The sequence below is a fragment of the Acetobacterium bakii genome (assembly GCF_001263355.1).
GTDB classification, from domain to species: domain Bacteria; phylum Bacillota; class Clostridia; order Eubacteriales; family Eubacteriaceae; genus Acetobacterium; species Acetobacterium bakii.
Map to the genome: position 1 here is coordinate 87,018 of NZ_LGYO01000004.1, position 16,413 is coordinate 103,430.

A 16,413-nucleotide genomic window follows, 5' to 3' on the forward strand; every position below is an offset into this window, starting at 1 on the left:
TAACATGAAAAATTGTGCTGATGTAATTATTGTAGGAAGTGGCGTCATTGGCAATGCTGCCGCCTATTATCTGGCCAAAAGAGGCGCTTCGGTTATTGTCCTTGAGAAAAGCGATAATATAGGTGATGGCGGTTCATCCAGAAATGGCGGCGGCGTCCGGCAATCCGGCCGGGATAAACGCGAATTGCCGCTGGCCATGTTTGGTATCAAAAATCTTTGGCCAACATTGTCCGAAGAATTAGAAATGGACGTAGAATATTACCAGGACGGCAATTTGCGACTGGGAAAAACCGCTGCCCATATTCAAACGTTAACCGGTCTGACTAACAATGCCACCGATTGTGGTCTTGATGTTAGCATGATCTCAGGCGATGACGCTAGACAGATTTGTCCCTATCTTTCAGAAGAAGTAACCGGTGCCAGTTGGTGCCCCACGGATGGGCATGCCAACCCACTGCTAACCACCCTGGCCTATTACCGAAAAGCACGGCAATTGGGTGTTCGGTTTATCACTGGTGAAGAGGTTGTTGAAATACGAAAAATAAAAGGTAAGGCAAGACAGGTACTCACCCCCAATAATAGTTATGAAGGTGAAACCATTATTCTCGCCGCAGGTTATGACAGTCGCAAAATCGCTTCAACCTTCGGGATTGATATTCCAATGACCCAGGCTTTATTGGAAGTACTTGTAACAGAAGCTCAACCCCCAATGTTTTATCAAATGCTGGGGACTGCCGCCGCTGACTTTTACGGACATCAAAGCACCCATGGTTCATTCGTTTTTGGCGGTTCATCAGGGCTGGAAGATGTGAATAAGGATAACGGCACCCCCACCTCGACAAGTCTTACCGCATCCTGTATCTGCCGGGGAATTATGAAATATTTCCCGATTCTGGAAGATATAAAAATTGTCAGGAGTTGGGCTGGCTGGATGGACGTCTGTGTTGACCATGTGCCGGTGCTCAGTTTTGTGGAAGAAGTTCCCGGGATCATCCTGGCCTCAGCCTTTTCTGGCCATGGTTTTGGAATATCCCCGGCAGTAGGTACGCTTTTATCCGAAATGGTGATTGACGGACAACCTTCACTTGACCTCAGCGCTCTGCGCTATGACCGATTCAAAGCGAAAATTTAAGGAGGAATTATATGGAACTTAAGCGAACAAATTATTCATCAGGTGCCCCACTGGAAGAAAAAGTCGGTTATTCCCGAATGGTTAAAGTAGGTCCCTTTATTTATATCGGTGGAACAACATCAGTACAACCTGATGGGTCCATTTATGGCGAAGGCAGTGCCTATGAGCAAACAAAATATGTTTTAGAAAAGCATGTGGAACTACTGGAAAAGGCTGGTTCTAAAAAAGAAGAAGTGATAAAAGTAAAAGTCTATGCAACGGATATGAAATTTGTTCCCGATATTGCCAAAGCTTATTCAGAAATTTTCAAAGAAGTTAAGCCCCTTTGCACAGTCGTTGGAACTCCAATGCTTAACCGCCCGACCCAGCTCGTTGAAATTGAAATGGATGCGGTGATCGGTGCGATAGCGGAGTAAGTAAGACTATCGACAATCCGCTATCAATTCCATAATGTACAAATCAAGAGCAAAGATGCTCAGCTATCGCAACCGATGGCTGGGCATCTTTTTTATTACATTTAAGTCAGTTATTTTCGAATTAATAGGTAAATATTATATAAAGAAAAGGAGATTATCATGGAAAATCAAAAAAAATTAGGTCTGGGAAGTGCTGTATCGGTTTGTGTTGGACTTATTGTTGCAACAAGCTGTTTGCTTTTATTAGGTCAAGGAATGGGTTTGGCGGGTTCTGGCTTTGTAATTTCTTTAGCAATTGTACTATTTTTAAACATTATGCTGGCGTTAACCTTTGGTGAACTCCACGCAATTATGCCAAATGTAGAGGGTGGGCTTGGGCAATATACGCTGGCTGGATTGGGTCCGGTTGCATCGGTTGTTTCAAACTTATCAGCCTATGTGATTACAATGATTCTGGCTTCCTCGGTTGAGATGGCACTGTGTGGAATGGTGATCAACGAATTGTTTTTACCTATGATTCCTGCCCCGATTTTAAGTTCTCTTTTACTAGCCATATTATTTTTCGTTAATTATAAGGGTGTCGATATTTTTGCAAAAGTCCAGAATATCGTGGTTTTTTTATTAATCGGTTCATTAATTTTACTTGGTATTATCAGTTTCTTTAATCTGGGCACCGGAACCGTCATCACCGCCGCTGCGCAAACACCTCCGGCCGTAACAGGTATCAGCGGTTACGTTTCTCTGGCAGCTTTGGCATTTTGGTTATTTATCGGGATCGAATTCGTCATTCCTATTGCTAAAGATTTAAAGAACCCTAAAAGAGATGTAACCCTGGCCATGATTCTGGGAATCGTTATGTTATTTGTAGTACAAGCTATGCTTGGTGTAGGAATGACCCATTATGTAACCTTGGAAGCCCTGGCAAGTTCACCGATGCCACATATGCTGTTTGCTGAAAATTTATTGGGCCAATTTGGTGTTTATTGGATGGGTATTGTTACTCTTTTGGCTGGTATCAGTACCGCTAATACAGTCCTTGGCAGTGTCAGTAAAATACTGGCTGGCATGGCACAAGATGACATGATGCCTAAAGTATTTAACAAAAAGAACAAAAACAATGTCGCTGTTGCCGGTCTTGCTCTGATTTTTGGTGGGGATTTAGTACTGTTAATTACAGGATTCACCCAATCCTCAGGTTTGGCCACCCTACTTTTGGCGGGAACATGTTTCTGGTTAGTTTCTTATATTTTAGTAAATATTTCGGTTCTTATACTGCGAAAAAAATACCCGGATATGCCGGGAAGAAATAAAAAGCTGACCCTTTGGGGAATCCCTCAGATCTTATGTATTCTAGGTAATATCTATATGATCTGGCATATTGCCGAAGGAGATGCCCGAATTCTGATTTACAAAATATTCTTTGGCTTAATGGCGGCATTAGTTGTTTATGCCGTGATTTGGGTAAAAATCATCAAAAAAATGGGTTTGTTTACAACAGCCGATGTTAATGAAATGAATCTAAAGTGCGAAGCAGAAAATACACATCCGAATGTGCTCATCGATCCATCGGCGGCTTAAACACTTAGAGAAAAGCCGATAAAAAACCGGAACTCAGAACTGCCTCCTGTCGACTTGACAAGAGGCAGTTCTATTTCGATTTTAAAAGGTATAAAGCTATTAATAAAATATTTTATTAATAGCTTTATACCTTTTTGGGGAAGCCCAAATATATTTTTCAATCCACAAAAATTAAGTTCATTTGTTACTCTGTGTGTTATTATATATTATTAGTATTCTCTGTTATTCACAGTAAATATACAAAGGAGAACCCATGATTTCCAAACAAAACAATATAATTGTTTCTCCCAAACAGCCTTACTTTGTTATGGCTGCATCCCGGTATTATAAAGCGGTGGTAATGGATTATGGGATTTCCCATTTTTACTGTTTTCAGAATGACCTCAGTGAAAATTCTGTAATCGCAGTGCCTGATGGAAGTATTGATATTTTGTTTTGCTGTGATGAAAAGGAGCCCTACGCCACAATATGCGGCACCGTCCTGCAACCTAAAATCGTGCGTAATGTAAAAAATTATTTCTTTGGTGTCCGATTTTTACCCGGCCAGTCATTTAAATTTAAGAATATCGCTATGAAGGATTTTGTTGAACATGAAGTTCCTCTTTTGGATGTAATTAATGATAATGCCCTATTTGAAAAAATCACTTCAAGTCGAGACTTTAATTATCAGATCCAAACCTTTATGACCGGTTATTTGAAATTCTATACAACTTCACAGGCTTCAGATAAATATGTGGATTTAAAAAAACAGATGTTGCAAAAAATCAATGACACTGGCGGACAGATTAAAGTCAAAGAACTGGCCGATGAAGCAGGCTATTCGGTTCGTTACATTAACCGGGTGTTTTCAGAAGAATTCGGATTGTCCCCCAAATTATTTTGTAAGTTAATGCGCTTCCAACATCTTCTGAGTAATCTCAATGACTTTGATAAAGACATTTATGACACAAATCTAGCCCAGCTTGCCATCGAATTGGGTTACTATGATCAGTCTCACATGATCAAAGATTTTTATGAACTCACCAATACCACCCCGGGAAAATACGTTCATTCATTAAAAGAGAAAGAGTATAAAAAACGACTTATTGTTGTATGATTTTTAAATCAACATCTATGTATAAAAACAAGCCCTGTAAAATTACCGGACTTCAGAGTTTCGACAAACCTCGCTGCAGACATTTATTTATCATTGTGTGCTGCAAGATCGTACAGGCTATGCCTGTTCGCCTTGATGCACACAACATGATAAAATAAAAATCCGCAGCGAGGTTTGTCACATTACTTTATCTTTTAATCGCAGTCCGGTAATTTTACAGAGCTTTCAATTTCCTAAAAGAATCAGCAGGCGATCGCTATTCTATGCCGCATGAATTATCGCCCAATATTTTATAGAGTATTTGATAGAGTGTTCTTGCTTCTTCATCTGAAATAGGCAGGCATTTGGAGATTTTTTCGGGAATCTTGCTGGCCGGTTCTTTTAATTCCTCACCTTTAAGAGTTAGCGAAACAATAACATTTCGTTCGTCATTCGAATCCCGTTTTCGAACAATAAATCCCGCTGCTTCAAGCCGTTTTAATAAGGGCGTAATGGTTCCCGAATCAAGGTATAAAAACTCTCCCAGGCTTTTAACATTAATGGTTTTATGCTCCCATAATACCATCATGGCTATGTACTGAGTATAGGTTAAACCAAGCTCATCCAAGTAAGGTTTGTAACGTTTAACTACCTCTTTTGCGGTCGCATAAAGAGGAAAACACAATTGATTTTCTAATTTTAAAACTTCACTGTCCAAATAAATCACTCCTTTAGATATTTGATTTCATTGTATCACCCAATCTAATTGCAAGCAATTTTTTTATCGGTTTCCAGCTAATTCTTCAGTAATTTTTCGAGATCCTTTTCTATTTTTTCAGGCTTATCCGTTGGTGCATAGCGTTTAACAACCTCACCTTTTTGATTGACTAAGAATTTTGTAAAATTCCATTTGATATTGGATCCAAGAAAACCACCTTTTTGATTTTTAAGATAGCCATATAGTGGTTCCTGATTTTCACCATTAACTTCTATTTTTGAAAACATTTTAAAAGTTACTCCAAATCGGGTTTCGCAAAAACTTTTTATTTCTTCATTACTTCCCGGTGCCTGATTAGCAAACTGATTTGAAGGAAAATCCAATATTTCGAAACCCTGTTTTCGAAATTTTTCATACATATCCTGTAAACCTTCATACTGAGGGGTAAGACCACAGCCTGTTGCGGTATTTACAATCAGCAAGATTTTTCCTTCATATTCTTGCATTGAAACATCTGCCCCTTGCCCATCTTTTACTACATAATCATATAAGCTCATATGTCATCTCCTTTTTCGTTATTAAATTGTGTACAATTATATTATCACACAATTTAATTATGTCAATTGTTTATCCTAAAATATTTCTTGATAATCGAAAATCAGAAATAAAATAAAGACAGGACAACGGTTTAATTAAACCGATGCCCCATTTTTATTACCACTCTGAGTATTGTTTCTTCACGCTAAGCCCTTCAGCCTCAACTGTTGATCCAATAAAATTATTTTTGAGTATGAAGTGAAGTGTGGGTGTTATTACCTTAGCTTCTTTACTTATATACAATGTAGTATCATTTTGTTCATAAACATCGTATAAGTCAGGCTTTTCTGGCTTTCTAAATTCGATTTCTGAAATTTCCATGGTTGGACAGCAGCCGCCACCGGTCAAGATAATATCCAATGTCAGCACATCTTTTCCTTTCCCTTTCATGTAATCTAATACTGTTTGGTCAATTTTAATACCATATGATTGATCCATCTCTCCATCTCCGTTTCTATAATCTTTTATTTTATTGTACCCATTTATATAAAAATCAAAACACTTATTTTATAATTTCAATGGTTCTCAGTAAATACTAAAAAATAAATCGGTGATAAAATAATTAAATTGTATGGTCCCAAACTTTTAGTGACTTGCAGCTAAGTGATAATTTTATCACCAAAAACAAAGTTGAAATACTTTTTAACTTTTAATTTAATTCTTTTATATTGATTGCTCTTTCTAATTGAGAAAGCGCCTGCTCAAGAATTATTCGTGGGGATGCGATATTAATCCGTTGAAAACCTTCCCCTCCAACGCCAAACATAGTCCCTTTATCAAGCCAGAGTCCAGCTTTATGAATAATTAAATTTTCTAATTCCTTTTCTTTTAGGCCCAATGCATTAAAATCCAGCCACACTAAATAAGTGCCTTCCGGTTCAATGAGTTTTACCCGTGGTAATCGATTAATTAAAAAACTCCTAATAAAATCCAAGTTTTCAGAAAGATAAATCAGTAGTTCTTCCAGCCATTCTCCACCTTTTGAATAAGCTGCCGTACAAGCGACCATACCCATAATATTCGGCTGATTATAGCCACCTTTTATCATTTCTTCTTTAAACTTTTTTCGAATTCCTGGATTCGCAATAAAGATATTGGATATTTGCAACCCTGCAAGATTAAATGTTTTGGTCGGTGCAGTACAAGTAATGGATATTTTAAGAAACTCAGGCTTTAGATCTGAAAACACCTGATGTACATGCCCTGTATAGATGAAGTCCTGGTGGATTTCATCAGAAACAACCATTACCCCATGTTTTAGACAGATGTCTCCCAACCGCATTAATTCTTCCCCCGTCCACACTCTGCCCACCGGATTGTGTGGGTTGCACAAAATAAAAAGCTTCACCTTGTTTTTAATGATTTTGTATTCAAAATCTTCAAAATCAATGCCGTATTTTCCATTTTCATACGTAAGCTGATTCACAATGAGGTTGCGATTATTAATGGTGATCATTTCGGAAAAAGGATAATAAACCGGCTGCTGTATAATCACTCCATCCCCCTGGTTTGTCAAAGAACGAATGGCTGTGGCAATGGCATAAACTACCCCTGGCGTTGTCACCAACCATTCGGGTTTTATATGCCACTGAAAATTTGTCTTAAACCATTTTTTTAAAACAAAAAAATAGTCTTGCCCGCTTTCGGAGTACCCAAAAATTCCATGCCTGCTCTTTTCCACGAGGGCATCCACCACAGGGGCCGGAGTTTTAAAATCCATATCTGCCACCCATAGGGATAAAAGCCCCTCCGGTTTTCCTCGACGGCTCGCAAAATCGTATTTAATAGAGTTTGTATTATCCCGTTGGATTATTTCATTAAAATCAGTCTTCAAATTTTATTCCCCTTTCAGGTTGTACGAGGGAAACACCCTCCAGAATTTCTTTCTGTGTTTTTTTGCTTAATGATAAGAAAATAAGAGCATATGCATTATCAAGCATATCTTTAACAATATCATCGGGAACATTACCTTCTAAGTAAAGAGAGTTCCAGTGGACTTTATTCATATAATAACCAGGGATTATATCCTTATATTTATTTCTTAAAAATTCACCCTGACTAGGTTCCAGTTTCGTAGTAATAATAGGTTCTCCCATTTTGTCACTGCCTTGCATCGCAAACATTTTTCCTCTGATCATATATCGGATTGCCCCCCATTCCAACTTATAATCTTTTTCAACACCTTTTTTTGAGAGGCAATATTCATCGATCCATTCGTAGCTCATTTTCTCACCTACTTTCAATAGTTTTTATGATCTTCCTGATTTGACTGATATCTGTCTTTTTACAAATTATAACATATGAAAACTTTATATATAAGATTTACTTCTTGTTTTTACATACAACAATACCGACACCAAATATTTGGAGTCGGTATTGTTGTGATACTATTTATGGCATTTGTTTGAATCCGAGCAACCCGAGCAGCCGCTGCAACCGCCTTTTTTATGATCTTTAAAAATCTTATAGGATGCCGCAATCATCGCGCCGATAACAATAACACCAATTATCAAAGTTGCCATTTTTTATCTCCCTTCTAATGCTGTGCTGCAACAACAGGAATAAGTTTCTTCGCGGGGCGTACTAGCAACCAAATAACGAAGGCAATGATGGCCAATGCAATCACTGTGAGAATCGTGAAGTTCTGGCCTAAAAAAACGACGCTGCCAATCTGATAGACAATGAATGCAGCCGCATAGGCCAAACTGGTTTGATAACCAATGGTAATCCAGGTCCATTTCCAACTGCCCATTTCACGTTTGATTGCACCGATTGCCGCAAAGCAGGGGGCACAGAGCATGTTAAATACGAGAAAAGCAAAAGCGCTGACCACCGTAAAATCTGCGGCAACACGGCTCCAAATTTCAACGCCGTCGCCGGCCACCTCGGAAATACCGTAGAGCACGCCGAAGGTCCCCACTACATTTTCTTTGGCGACAAGACCCGTAATCGTTGCAACCGTAGCCTGCCATGTTCCGAAACCAAGAGGTGCAAAAATTGGGGCGATGACTGTGCCGATTGAAGCTAATATGCTTTCGCTTGGATCGACCATTTGCAAACCCCAGCTAAATGATTGAAGAAACCAGATAACACCGCAGGCAACAAAAATAACGGTTCCGGCTTTAATCACAAATGATTTTCCACGCTCCCACATGTGGGTAAGCACACCCTTTAAACTGGGGATATGATATTGGGGCAGTTCCATTACAAATGGAGCGGGATCACCGGAAAATAATTTTGTTTTCTTTAAAATAATACCGGAAATAAGAACCATACCTATTCCTAGAAAGTACATGGATGGAGCAACCCAGGTAGCGCCTGAAAAGATCGCACCGGCAATTAGTGCAATAATCGGCAACTTTGCACCACAGGGTATAAAGGTTGTTACCATGATGGTTATTTTTCGATCATTTTCATTTTCAATGGTTCGGGAAGCCATAATCCCGGGAACGCCGCAACCGGATGAGATCATTAATGGAATGAACGATTTACCTGACAGCCCGAATTTTCGAAAAATCCGATCCATTATAAAGGCAACACGGGTCATATATCCGCAGTCTTCCAAGATTGCCAGGAAAAAGAATAAAATGAGCATTTGAGGCAAAAATCCAAGTACTGCACCAACCCCCCCGATGATACCGTCAACAATAAGACCAATGAGCCAATCCGCAGCGCCAACCGACTCCAGAGCCCCTGTGGCAAAATTGGTAACCCAGCCACCGAACAGAACATCGTTGGTCCAATCGGTCACAATAGCCCCCAGAGATGAAATTGATATAAAGTATACCAGCCACATAACCGCCGCAAAAATAGGCAGTGCCAGCCAGCGATTGGTTACAATTCGATCAATTTTATCCGAGGTTGTCATGCCCGTCACTTTTTTGATGGTACACTTTTTAACAATTCTGCTGATATATTCATAGCGTTCATTGGTGATAATGCTTTCAGCATCATCACTCATTATTTTTTCGCAATCAGTAATGATTTTTTCAATCTTCTTTTGGATCTCAGCATCAAGACCGAGAGTACTCATCACCTTGTCGTCACGCTCAAAGAGTTTAATGGCATACCAACGTTTCTGACTGGCTTTGACGGTTTTGGAAAGCTGTCCCTGGATGATGTCAAGAGCTTCCTCAACGTCCGTCGCAAAAACATGTTGCGGTGTGGTTATTCGCTTCAGCCTGACCAATTCTACGGCCTTGTTTGCAGCCTCTTTTACGCCAGTCCCTTTAATTGCCGCAGTTTCAATTACCTGACACCCCAACGCTTTGGCCAACTTTTCGGTATTAATGATATCGCCGTTTTTATTGACGATGTCCATCATATTCAGGGCAACAATAACAGGAATGCCCAATTCAACAAGCTGAGTAGTGAGATATAAATTCCGTTCGATATTTGAAGCATCAACAATATTAATAATAACATCGGGATGATCATTTAATAAATAATTTCTGGTGACCACTTCTTCAAGAGTATATGGTGACAATGAATATATCCCCGGCAAGTCAGTAATTACCACTTCCTTATGCCCTTTGAGTCTGCCTTCTTTTTTCTCAACTGTAACTCCAGGCCAGTTGCCCACATACTGAGAGCTTCCGGTTAAAGCATTGAACATAGTTGTTTTGCCGGAATTCGGGTTTCCCGCCAGTGCTATTTTAATTTCCATTTAGGTCTCCTTCATTGTTAATAGTTAGTCAATGCTAACTCTAGTGTCAAAAAAAACAGGATTTACTCTGTGTTATTCAACTTCAATCATATTTGCATCATTTTTTCGCAGCGATAACTCGTATCCCCTGACGGTTACCTCAATGGGATCGCCAAGCGGTGCAACCTTGCGAACAAAAATCGACGCACCTTTAGTAATCCCCATATCCATTATGCGGCGCTTTATGGGACCTTCACCATGGAGTTTAAGTACTGTAACGGTTTCGCCGCATTGAGTCGTCTTTAGTGTGTTCATAGAAATAATTCTCCTTTGTAATTCATTTCGATATTATTTTCAAGGATCTAAACCATAATGCGATTCGCCATGCTTTTACTGATCGCCACACGGGTTCCTTTAATGTTAACAATCATATTTCCGCCCATTTCCGAAACAACTGTTATGTCGCCACCGGTAATAAAGCCCATATTTTCCAGAAAACGCTTCGTTTCATCCTTGCCGGTAATGCGTATTATTGTGTTACATTCTCCAGTCCTTGCCATAATTAAAGGCATAATCGTATCCCCCTATGAAATATAAATTTAAAACCATATGCAGTTAGATGTCACTAACTCTATTGATAAGTTTACTATGCCTAACACTTTTTGTCAATCATATTTCGAAATCTTTTTTAGTTTTTTTTATGATATATTCAAACATTAAAAAAAGCATCAATATAAAATTGATACTCATAGTTCTCGATTAACTCGTCCTGGAGGTATACCAATTTTCAGAACCATTCCAACCGGTAATTCAAACAGACGTATCACCGATAGGAAATAATAGTCTTAATTAAAGACCAAAGAGCGTTTTAGATCATCCAATAATAACAATACCAGAAAAGAGCGAATAGACAACCCTTTCCCGGTATTCTGATTTAAACTTATAAATTATTCAAACTAAATAGCACCATACTATTCAATTGTTATCGCTTCCACAGGACAATCATCCCTGGACTCTAATGCGCAGCTTTCAGATTCCATAGAAATTTCATCCACCAGTACAATTGCGATGCTTTCTGCATCCAGCTCAAAAACCTCGGGGCAAACCGTTTCACACAGTCCACAACCGACACAGGCTTCTCTATCAACAATAGCTTTCATTTCAATATCTCCTTTTAATCGTTAAATTTTGCTTGCCTAAGTATTATTGTCTATATATTAATAATACCCATATTTATGAATATTATAGATCCCTTTTAAATAAATAAAACCCGTATCCCAAATATTCTATTGATTGGAATCAATGTAGAAAAAACGTTGATGATTCGCTAATCAATTTTAAGCAGTCTGGCATTGATTGCCACGATAATCGTGCTTACTGTCATAAAAATCGCCCCCAATGCCGGACTGATGACAATTCCCTGATTGTAAAGAACACCTGCCGCCAGTGGAATTGCAATAATATTATAGCCGGTAGCCCAAATCAAGTTCTGAACCATCTTTTTGTAGGTTGCTTTTGAAAGCTCCAAAACTGTCACCACATCCAATGGATTACTTCTGACGAGAATAATATCAGCTGTTTCAATGGCAACATCGGTGCCGGCGCCGATGGCAATACCTAAATCAGCTTTTGCCAATGATGGGGCGTCGTTGATCCCGTCGCCGGTCATGGCTACAATCTTGCTTTCTTTAATAAGCTCTTCAATTTTTAATGCTTTTTCCTGGGGCAGGACTTCTGCAATCACAGTATCAATCTTTAGCCTGTTTCCAAGGTAGGAGGCGACTCGCTGATTATCTCCAGTTAACATAATCGTTTCAATGTGCATGGATTTTAAAGTTGCAATGGCTTCTCTGGCGGTATCTCTGGCAATATCTGATAAGGCCAGATAACCAAGCAGGGTCTTTCCCTCTAACACGAATATCACCGTTTTCCCCTCCTGGGCAAGCTGTTCATAATGTTCTTTATCAAAGTCAATTCTTTCTGACTGCATATAACCCGGACTTACAACCATAATGCTTCTCCCGTCGACGGTTGCCTTTAAGCCTTTCCCCGGCAAGTTTTGATAGTCTTTAACATCTTTGCTCTTAAGACTTAATTTCTGGGCTTCTTTGACAATTCCTTTTGCAATGGGATGTTCTGAGTTTGATTCCACCGAATAAGCAAGTGAAAGCAGTTCATCTTTAGACAATCCAATTTCTTGAATATCGGTTATACCAAATTCACCTTCAGTCAGCGTTCCTGTTTTATCAAAGACAACCGCATTTATTTTTCTGGCATTTTCAAATGCTACCCGATTTCTGATCAATAAACCGCGTTTTGCGCCGATACTCGTTGAAACTGCAGTAACCAGGGGTATTGCCAAACCCAATGCATGGGGACATGAAATTACAATTACGGTGACGGCACGCTCTATTGAAAAGTTTAAATCATTTGAAACCAATATCCAGATAGCAAAGGTCATGATTCCTGCCACCACGGCAATGTAGAATAACCATTTGGCTGCGGTATCCGCCAATCGTTGTGTGTTTGATTTTGAAGCCTGGGCTTCCTGCACCAGCTTAATTACCTGGGAAAGGAATGTCCCGTCGCCAACCCGATTCACCTTAAACTTTAAGATACCATCGCCATTTATGGAACCACCGATTATTTCATCCCCAACTTTTTTCTCAACGGGAACAGATTCACCGGTGATCATGGCCTCATTCACCGCCGAGCTGCCATTATAAACCAGGCCATCGATGGGAATCTTTTCACCGGGCTTTACCAGAACCGAGTCCCCAGCCTTTAATTGTTTTACAGGAATATCAGTGATCTCTTGATTTTCCTTAAGCAAGTGAGCTTCTTCGGGCATAAGCTTGATGAGTTCATCCAAGGCTTTTGATGCTCCCATCACCGATTTCATTTCAATCCAATGACCTAAAAGCATAATATCGATTAATGTAGCTAACTCCCAAAAAAAATCATTGCCGCTTATAACAAATACCGTCAGGGTACTATAGATATAAGCAACAGTTATGGAAAGTGTTATTAATGTCATCATGGCTGGCGACTTTTTCTTAAGCTCGTCCCTGGCACCTTTAATAAAGGGCTTTCCGCCATAAATAAAGAGTATTGTGGAAAGGATAAACAGCAGATAATAATCCCATGGGACCTGCCAATCCACACCCATAAACATCTGAATCATAGGTGATAAAAGCAATACTGGAATGGTAATAATGAGTGATATAAAGAATCTTCTTTTAAAATCTTTCACCATCATTTCATGGTGTCCCTCGTGTTTACCGGTCTCATAACCCTGATGCTTTATGTTTTCATGATCATTATTTGAATTTTCTTGATATCCATGTTTATGTCCCTGATGATTGATGTGATTATGTTTTACCTGGTTATCCAAAATATTCACTCCTTTCCTTTACAAAAATGTTCTACCCCAAAAAATTTTTTTCAAACATCTGGCATCTTCGATGCATTCTCGGTTATTGATCAATTGAATGGATTACGATAAAATCAAATGCAAAAAAGGACTGAGCCCGGTTCATTACCGAATTCACTCCTCTATGGTTGCTTAACTAAAACTGTCTAATTTTGGGGATTATATTTATCACATTCATCACCAAATGTATTACAGTTTTCCCTGTAATTTTCGCTCATTTTCGTTTCACCGCTTATTTTTACAATGGGTATTTCCGAGATTTCTCCAGCATTAAAAATCCTGGAAATTACTTTGACCTATTCGGAAATCCCCTCATTTATTTCTCCAAAAACCCTGTCCTTTTGGTCAAAGCTTCATTTGGACAAAGCATTATATGGCCTCCGCATGAGTGACATATACCATCAAAAATTATCTATTTATTAATGATAGCGACGAAGACCTTGAATTTTTATAATTAGCACCGCCTAAAAACCATTGTAAAGAACTTCATTAACAATCGGAACTTGCAGCATTTACCATTTTTCTTAAACACCGTCCACTTAACTTAATTTAACTTTTCAAACCTTTCTCTAAATGATCGCCTGCGGCATCTACCACATCCAAATACTCGGTTAACAACGTTAAGTTACCTTAGTTATTAACATATACCCTTTACGTTTTTAATTATACACTATTATAAACATATGTCAATAATAAATTTATCGACATATGTTAAATTGCCGGATGTGAAATAGCATCAGAAATAATAAAGAACTCTTTTTCTTGACAAATATTAAAGCATCGGTTATGTTAGTATTACCTAACAAATACTTAATCATATTTAGTTGGTAATATCTTTAACATGGAGGAATAAAATGAGCATTGTTATTATCGGTGGAAATGATCGCATGATCTATCAATATAAAGGTCTCTGTAAAGAATACGGATGTCGGGCGAAAGTGTTTACTCAAATGCAGGGAGCCATGAAAAAGAAAATTGGCAACCCGGATTTAGTCGTATTATTTACCAATACGGTCTCTCATAAAATGGTAACCTGCGCGGTTTCTGAGGCCAAAAAATTCAACCTGCCACTGACACGTTGTCATACCAGCAGTTTGTCAGCATTAAGAGGAATCCTAGAGGAGCATTCCCGATGTAAGAATTGCAATGGCTGCTCCGGCTGCTAGGCGTTGTCCCGCGAATAATCTGCATTAAAAAGACTGCCAATTTTTTATTGACAGCCTTTGAATCATAGGCAAAAACTGGTCTGTTTACTATCTAAATCGTTTATTAGAATACAGAATCGATTAGCTTTTTCGTGTATTCCTTTTGGGGATGATTAATGATTTCATCGGGGCTACCCGCTTCAATAATTTTACCATCATACATCACCATCACCCGGTCACAAACTTTTTGAACCAGCGCTAAATCGTGACAAATAAACAAATAAGACATGTCCATTTCTTTTTGAAACTTTTCTAACAGTTCTACAATTTGGGCCTGAATGGTGACATCAAGGGCACTTGTTGCTTCGTCACAAATCAGCAGTTGGGGCTCAATGGCAATGGCTCTGGCAATGGACGCACGTTGACATTCCCCGCCACTGACTTGATGGGGATAACGGTCGGCAAAATCCCGATTTAGCCCGCAGGCTTCCAAATATTCCTGGGCCCTCTCCCTTGCCTGACGTCTTTTCATGCCCTGGTTGATCATACTTTCCATAATGCCTTCTCCCAATTTAATTCTGGGATTAAAGGAATCCCCCGGCATCTGAAAGATCATCTGGATATTGCTGTAAACATCTCTCAGCTCTTTTTTATTTACCCGGCTAATCTCTTTTCCATTTAAAAATATTTCACCCTCATCCGCTTGCTCTAAACGGGTGATCATCCTGGCAGTGGTACTTTTTCCGCAGCCGCTTTCACCAACAAGGCCCATGCATTCCCCTTTATTAATCATGAAACTAATCCCATCAACTGCCTTTATGGTTGTTGTCCCTTTGCGATATGATTTTTTCAGATTTTTAACTTCAAATAACAGACTCATGGGCTCGGCTCTTTCTGATTCTAGGAACAGCTTGAATCAATTTTTTTGTGTAAGCTTTCTGGGGATTATTCATAACTTTCTGGGTATCACCATATTCAACCAGATGACCTTGATGCATCACCGCAACCTTATCTGTCATATAGGATACCACCCCAATATTATGGGTAACAATGGCAATCCCCATTCCAAATTCATTTCTCAGGCTCATCATTTCGTTGATGACCTGGGCCTGGGCGGTGACATCAAGGGCTGACGTCGGCTCATCGGCAAACAGCAAATCGGGTTTTTGAATCATCGCCATGACAATGCCAACCCTTTGATTCATCCCGCCGGATAATTCAAAAGGGTAACTTTTTAAAATCCGCTCCCCATCAGGAAGATTAATCTTGTTAAAAAGTTTCATCGCCAGTTCATTCACATCTTCTCTTTTGACTCGCCGGTGCTGTTTCATGCTTTCATAAAATTGATCCCCGATTGTTCGAATTGAACATAAAGCACTGCCGCAATTTTGGAAAATCATTCCCATTTCCGGCCCTCTCAGCAGGCGCAATTCTTCAGGCTGAATATCTAAAATATTTTGTCCCTTATAATAAATGTCACCCCTGGTCACGGCCCCTGCGGTTCCCAGAAGGCCCATTGCCGCTTTGATCAGGGTACTTTTCCCACTTCCGGATTCTCCGACAATGCCAAGGATTTCGCCTTGCTGCATTGTCAGATTAAAATCAAATACCGTGGGTTTTCCATCATAACTTATTTCAACATGCTGCATTTCTAACAATGGGTATTGCATTAGT

General features: G+C 39.3%; 18 protein-coding genes. 5 read left to right on the forward strand and 13 right to left on the reverse strand.

The genetic code is table 11. The features are described 5' to 3' along the window. The first annotated feature begins 4 nt into the window (after positions 1 to 4). The 4 genes from AKG39_RS01505 (at position 5) to AKG39_RS01520 (ending at position 4,222) form a co-directional block, all read left to right on the forward strand. A complete protein-coding gene (locus tag AKG39_RS01505; protein WP_050738590.1) occupies positions 5 to 1,132 on the forward strand; it encodes an NAD(P)/FAD-dependent oxidoreductase in 1,128 nt (375 codons plus the stop codon). Positions 1,133 to 1,143: 11 nt separating this feature from the next. Next, positions 1,144 to 1,548 (forward strand): Rid family hydrolase, encoded by a 405-nt coding sequence (locus tag AKG39_RS01510; RefSeq protein WP_050738591.1) that lies wholly within the window; start codon positions 1,144 to 1,146, stop codon positions 1,546 to 1,548. Between the two features lie 159 nt (positions 1,549 to 1,707). Continuing rightward, on the forward strand, positions 1,708 to 3,126 hold the full coding sequence (locus AKG39_RS01515) for an APC family permease (protein WP_050738592.1): 1,419 nt from the start codon (positions 1,708 to 1,710) through the stop codon (positions 3,124 to 3,126). Between the two features lie 253 nt (positions 3,127 to 3,379). Next, positions 3,380 to 4,222: a helix-turn-helix domain-containing protein gene (locus tag AKG39_RS01520; RefSeq protein ID WP_050738593.1), complete on the forward strand. Its 843-nt coding sequence runs from the start codon at positions 3,380 to 3,382 to the stop codon at positions 4,220 to 4,222. Positions 4,223 to 4,478: 256 nt separating this feature from the next. Here the strand turns inward: AKG39_RS01520 and AKG39_RS01525 are convergent, their stop codons facing one another. The 11 genes from AKG39_RS01525 to AKG39_RS01570 form a co-directional block, all read right to left on the reverse strand. After that, on the reverse strand, positions 4,479 to 4,919 hold the full coding sequence (locus tag AKG39_RS01525) for a MarR family winged helix-turn-helix transcriptional regulator (protein ID WP_050738594.1): 441 nt from the start codon (positions 4,917 to 4,919) through the stop codon (positions 4,479 to 4,481). A gap of 77 nt (positions 4,920 to 4,996) precedes the next feature. Beyond that, positions 4,997 to 5,476, reverse strand: coding sequence for a glutathione peroxidase (locus AKG39_RS01530; protein WP_050738595.1), 480 nt, complete (start codon positions 5,474 to 5,476; stop codon positions 4,997 to 4,999). Positions 5,477 to 5,633: 157 nt separating this feature from the next. Beyond that, positions 5,634 to 5,954 (reverse strand): hypothetical protein, encoded by a 321-nt coding sequence (locus AKG39_RS01535; protein WP_050738596.1) that lies wholly within the window; start codon positions 5,952 to 5,954, stop codon positions 5,634 to 5,636. A 211-nt stretch (positions 5,955 to 6,165) separates the two neighbouring features. Continuing rightward, entirely contained in the window at positions 6,166 to 7,350 is a 1,185-nt protein-coding gene (locus AKG39_RS01540) for a MalY/PatB family protein (protein WP_050738597.1), read from the reverse strand. Then, positions 7,340 to 7,741: an MmcQ/YjbR family DNA-binding protein gene (locus AKG39_RS01545; RefSeq protein WP_050738598.1), complete on the reverse strand. Its 402-nt coding sequence runs from the start codon at positions 7,739 to 7,741 to the stop codon at positions 7,340 to 7,342. The genes AKG39_RS01540 and AKG39_RS01545 overlap by 11 nt, the downstream gene beginning before the upstream one ends. A 162-nt stretch (positions 7,742 to 7,903) precedes the next feature. Further along, positions 7,904 to 8,038 (reverse strand): FeoB-associated Cys-rich membrane protein, encoded by a 135-nt coding sequence (locus AKG39_RS19255; RefSeq protein ID WP_083439361.1) that lies wholly within the window; start codon positions 8,036 to 8,038, stop codon positions 7,904 to 7,906. A gap of 14 nt (positions 8,039 to 8,052) precedes the next feature. Next, positions 8,053 to 10,182, reverse strand: a complete 2,130-nt coding sequence (feoB, locus tag AKG39_RS01550) for a ferrous iron transport protein B (protein ID WP_050738599.1) — start codon at positions 10,180 to 10,182, stop codon at positions 8,053 to 8,055. Positions 10,183 to 10,254: 72 nt separating this feature from the next. After that, entirely contained in the window at positions 10,255 to 10,476 is a 222-nt protein-coding gene (locus AKG39_RS01555) for a FeoA family protein (RefSeq protein WP_050738600.1), read from the reverse strand. Positions 10,477 to 10,523: 47 nt separating this feature from the next. After that, positions 10,524 to 10,733: a FeoA family protein gene (locus AKG39_RS01560; protein WP_050738601.1), complete on the reverse strand. Its 210-nt coding sequence runs from the start codon at positions 10,731 to 10,733 to the stop codon at positions 10,524 to 10,526. Positions 10,734 to 11,132: 399 nt separating this feature from the next. Next, positions 11,133 to 11,321, reverse strand: coding sequence for a ferredoxin (locus AKG39_RS01565; protein ID WP_050738602.1), 189 nt, complete (start codon positions 11,319 to 11,321; stop codon positions 11,133 to 11,135). Positions 11,322 to 11,488: 167 nt separating this feature from the next. Continuing rightward, complete coding sequence (locus tag AKG39_RS01570; protein ID WP_423230032.1) at positions 11,489 to 13,564, reverse strand: copper-translocating P-type ATPase; 2,076 nt, start codon at positions 13,562 to 13,564, stop codon at positions 11,489 to 11,491. 884 nt (positions 13,565 to 14,448) lie between these two features. Here AKG39_RS01570 and AKG39_RS01575 point away from each other — a divergent pair. After that, positions 14,449 to 14,760, forward strand: coding sequence for a DUF2325 domain-containing protein (locus AKG39_RS01575; protein WP_050738603.1), 312 nt, complete (start codon positions 14,449 to 14,451; stop codon positions 14,758 to 14,760). A gap of 103 nt (positions 14,761 to 14,863) precedes the next feature. Here AKG39_RS01575 and AKG39_RS01580 read toward each other — a convergent pair whose 3' ends face one another. Both AKG39_RS01580 and AKG39_RS01585 read right to left on the reverse strand, forming a co-directional pair. Further along, positions 14,864 to 15,619, reverse strand: coding sequence for an ABC transporter ATP-binding protein (locus AKG39_RS01580; protein WP_050738604.1), 756 nt, complete (start codon positions 15,617 to 15,619; stop codon positions 14,864 to 14,866). Further along, positions 15,603 to 16,409 carry an ABC transporter ATP-binding protein gene (locus AKG39_RS01585; protein ID WP_050738605.1) on the reverse strand — a complete coding sequence of 269 codons (807 nt, stop codon included), beginning with the start codon at positions 16,407 to 16,409 and terminating at the stop codon, positions 15,603 to 15,605. Before AKG39_RS01585 ends, AKG39_RS01580 begins: the two co-directional genes overlap by 17 nt. Positions 16,410 to 16,413 lie beyond the last annotated feature (4 nt).

Excerpts from the sequence above, each read along its gene's own strand:
- AKG39_RS01510 (WP_050738591.1), top strand. The coding sequence starts at position 1,144 with ATGGAACTTAAGCGAACAAATTATTCATCAGGTGCCCCACTGGAAGAA.
- AKG39_RS01530 (WP_050738595.1), bottom strand. The coding sequence starts at position 5,476 with ATGAGCTTATATGATTATGTAGTAAAAGATGGGCAAGGGGCAGATGTT.
- feoB (WP_050738599.1), bottom strand. The coding sequence starts at position 10,182 with ATGGAAATTAAAATAGCACTGGCGGGAAACCCGAATTCCGGCAAAACA.
- AKG39_RS01555 (WP_050738600.1), bottom strand. The coding sequence starts at position 10,476 with ATGAACACACTAAAGACGACTCAATGCGGCGAAACCGTTACAGTACTT.
- AKG39_RS01585 (WP_050738605.1), bottom strand. The coding sequence starts at position 16,409 with ATGCAATACCCATTGTTAGAAATGCAGCATGTTGAAATAAGTTATGAT.
- AKG39_RS01545 (WP_050738598.1), bottom strand. The coding sequence starts at position 7,741 with ATGAGCTACGAATGGATCGATGAATATTGCCTCTCAAAAAAAGGTGTT.
- AKG39_RS01520 (WP_050738593.1), top strand. The coding sequence starts at position 3,380 with ATGATTTCCAAACAAAACAATATAATTGTTTCTCCCAAACAGCCTTAC.
- AKG39_RS01560 (WP_050738601.1), bottom strand. The coding sequence starts at position 10,733 with ATGCCTTTAATTATGGCAAGGACTGGAGAATGTAACACAATAATACGC.
- AKG39_RS19255 (WP_083439361.1), bottom strand. The coding sequence starts at position 8,038 with ATGGCAACTTTGATAATTGGTGTTATTGTTATCGGCGCGATGATTGCG.
- AKG39_RS01565 (WP_050738602.1), bottom strand. The coding sequence starts at position 11,321 with ATGAAAGCTATTGTTGATAGAGAAGCCTGTGTCGGTTGTGGACTGTGT.
- AKG39_RS01535 (WP_050738596.1), bottom strand. The coding sequence starts at position 5,954 with ATGGATCAATCATATGGTATTAAAATTGACCAAACAGTATTAGATTAC.
- AKG39_RS01505 (WP_050738590.1), top strand. The coding sequence starts at position 5 with ATGAAAAATTGTGCTGATGTAATTATTGTAGGAAGTGGCGTCATTGGC.
- AKG39_RS01575 (WP_050738603.1), top strand. The coding sequence starts at position 14,449 with ATGAGCATTGTTATTATCGGTGGAAATGATCGCATGATCTATCAATAT.
- AKG39_RS01515 (WP_050738592.1), top strand. The coding sequence starts at position 1,708 with ATGGAAAATCAAAAAAAATTAGGTCTGGGAAGTGCTGTATCGGTTTGT.
- AKG39_RS01580 (WP_050738604.1), bottom strand. The coding sequence starts at position 15,619 with ATGAGTCTGTTATTTGAAGTTAAAAATCTGAAAAAATCATATCGCAAA.